General features: G+C 59.3%; 1 protein-coding gene and 3 pseudogenes. All 4 read right to left on the bottom strand.

The window, feature by feature from the left end; all coding sequences use genetic code 11:
* Positions 1-327: 327 nt before the first annotated feature.
* Positions 328-528: pseudogene (locus BSG20_RS35155) on the bottom strand (UPF0149 family protein); the annotation flags it as partial.
* 96 nt (positions 529-624) lie between these two features.
* Positions 625-795, bottom strand: a pseudogene (locus tag BSG20_RS39125) (recombinase family protein); the annotation flags it as partial.
* A 581-nt stretch (positions 796-1,376) separates the two neighbouring features.
* Positions 1,377-1,532, bottom strand: coding sequence for a S46 family peptidase (locus tag BSG20_RS38585; protein ID WP_280142245.1), 156 nt, complete (start codon positions 1,530-1,532; stop codon positions 1,377-1,379).
* Positions 1,533-1,585: 53 nt separating this feature from the next.
* Positions 1,586-1,888, bottom strand: a pseudogene (locus BSG20_RS38580) (S46 family peptidase); the annotation flags it as partial.
* Positions 1,889-2,294 lie beyond the last annotated feature (406 nt).

The raw sequence follows: 2,294 nt of genomic DNA, 5'->3' as shown, positions 1-2,294 counted from the left end.
ATGAGCCACACCGCATGGCTTCAAAGCGGCCACCAAGCGGAACCCAAACGCGCTGCAAGCACAAGAAAACCAGCCGTTTATGGACGGAAACTAACTAAGACTCGTCCGCTTAAGGTCAGCGTCGTCAATTTCCATTCGGGCGCTTTCGCACCTCCGGCGCATAAAGCGCCTGCCGGCTCGATCATCGATTGTAGATAGGGCAATTAGCTGCGGTTGCCGCTCTTGAAAGGAATTGAACCAGCGACCTGTTGATACTAGATTGTGCTGCGCCGAGATAGAAAAAGCGGATTTTGCTCCAGAACCCCGGATTGCCCGCTTTGGCATGAATCAGCTTCGGATCTTGACGAGTGCTTCAGCGACAGCTGCGGCATCGAATTAGGTGGCCGGCCCCGTGGTTTCGCTGAGCTTGCTGATCTGCGCGATGATATCGCCAGTGACAGCATCGCCCCGGATGACGGGCCGCTACTGCTTTTGCGATAAGCCCGTCCCGATCAGGAAGCTGATGCGCCAAACCATGGTATCGAAGGTCGTTAATCCTGTGGTGGAAATCAGAAAGCGCCGTGGCCGAAATCCAGAATCCGCAGGGCGTAATGTGCTTGCCCGCGTTTCAATGCGCACGTAACAAGCTAGGCGGTCGACGCGTACGACGACAAGTCGCCGGCGCCAAGATCCTTGAGAAGCTTCAGCACCCGGCCTCTCACGTGAGGCGCCGGATCCGTGCATCTGTGCGTCGTTGAGCTGATCTTCTGTCGAAACGCGGGCGTATCCCACAAGAAAACCGGAGCAACGCTTGATCGTTGCTCCGGCCCATTCTCTCTCCTCAGCGGGCGAACCTATCTCCTTTGGCTGAGCGCTGATGGCTTCGATCTCGACCTTCGCGACTTTAGGCAGTGCCTTGACTTAGTGTGCTGCCGGCAGACGAAAGAGCACGCTGCTTGATGGGGTCATCTCGCGCCCGGAACAGGATGAAGATCGTCGTCGCGCTCGCGGCTTCGCCGTGCCGCCATTTGCGCCTCGATCGTCTTCAGCTCCGGGTTATGGTCCTGCTGTGGCTGCCTCGCCCGCATCGGCTGCGATTCCGCCTCCTGGATCGGCCGCTCTCGCACCAGGCGGGAAAAGTCCGACCGGCAGTGAAGGTGATTTCCTTGGCCATCCTGGGAGATCCCGGCAAACCGGCACATCAGCGGCCCGGCCCACCATGGTGGGGCAAACCCGTAGGTCTTCAGCGCTGGACGGCCCTAGTTGTCAGGATCTCCTCGAGAGCGACTTGAACGATATGGGTGCCGCACCGTCGCTCTCAGCATAGAAGTTTTGATCTGATGTGGTGGACGGCCGTCGCGCCTGGCACCGCAAAGTGCCAAAGCGCAGCTGGTCGTTTACCAGGGTCTTTTACCCGCTCCGGAGCGCGACACGGGCGGCACTCCCACTTCCTTGAGCAACCGGGTCGCGCCGCCGATCTTGTCCATGGTCCAGAGGATGAAGCGACTATCGACATGAATGCTGCGGGTGCGGTCCGCGATGGGGCCGCCCAATCCGAGATAACGCCCTCGAGGACACCGTCGAAGACGAGACCCACGAACTCGCCGCGCCCGTTCAGTGTCGCCGGACCGCTATTGCTGTTTGTTATGTCGACCGTGGATATGTAGTTGACCGGCAACGTCCCCAGCGCCGGCGCGACATAGGGGCCATAATCCTTAGCCCGGATTGCAGCAATGGCGGCATCCGGCGCATCAATAGCTATGTGCTGGTCGATTCTGCTTGGCGCTTGGACGACGCTGAAACAGGAGAATTGCGGCGTACCTACTCGCCCGAGAGGGTGGGCGAAAAAATCCGGTTCCGAGGCGCGAAAGCCGTAGGCGGGAGGGTACTTGCGACCAGAGGCTTTCACCTTCCCCGGACTTGCAAATCAAGAGTCACACCGCAACGTTTCCTTGGCGGCGCACCGGTCGATTTGCTCCTGCGCCGCCCGGAAAGTGGAGTGACGGGGCAGTTCAGAATCACATCGCTTTTGCTCGGCGCCCCGTTGACAAGACGTCGCCAGGTATCTCAATCTCGGTCACTGGCCAATCGACCGACCTTAGCTCGGGAGTTAAGGGCGACGCATTCCTCTTTTCACTGCTTTATGGGCCATCGAAATCATTCCGTACCAATAATTGCCAGGTCAGACCTCATAATCGATGCGACTGCATCACCCGGAGTGGTCGTGTCCCGCCGAGTGGTGTAGTTCGGTGGTAGCGAAGCCGCTCGGGAGCGCGTTCTCAACAGCGCTGTAGCGAGCGAGCGGCGGTCATCGA

It is taken from the genome of Rhizobium tibeticum (genome assembly GCF_900110205.1).
In the GTDB taxonomy this organism is placed as follows: Bacteria; Pseudomonadota; Alphaproteobacteria; order Rhizobiales; family Rhizobiaceae; genus Rhizobium; species Rhizobium tibeticum.
The sequence above is the reverse complement of the archived record's forward strand: the minus strand, read 5'-3'. Positions and strand labels throughout refer to the sequence as shown.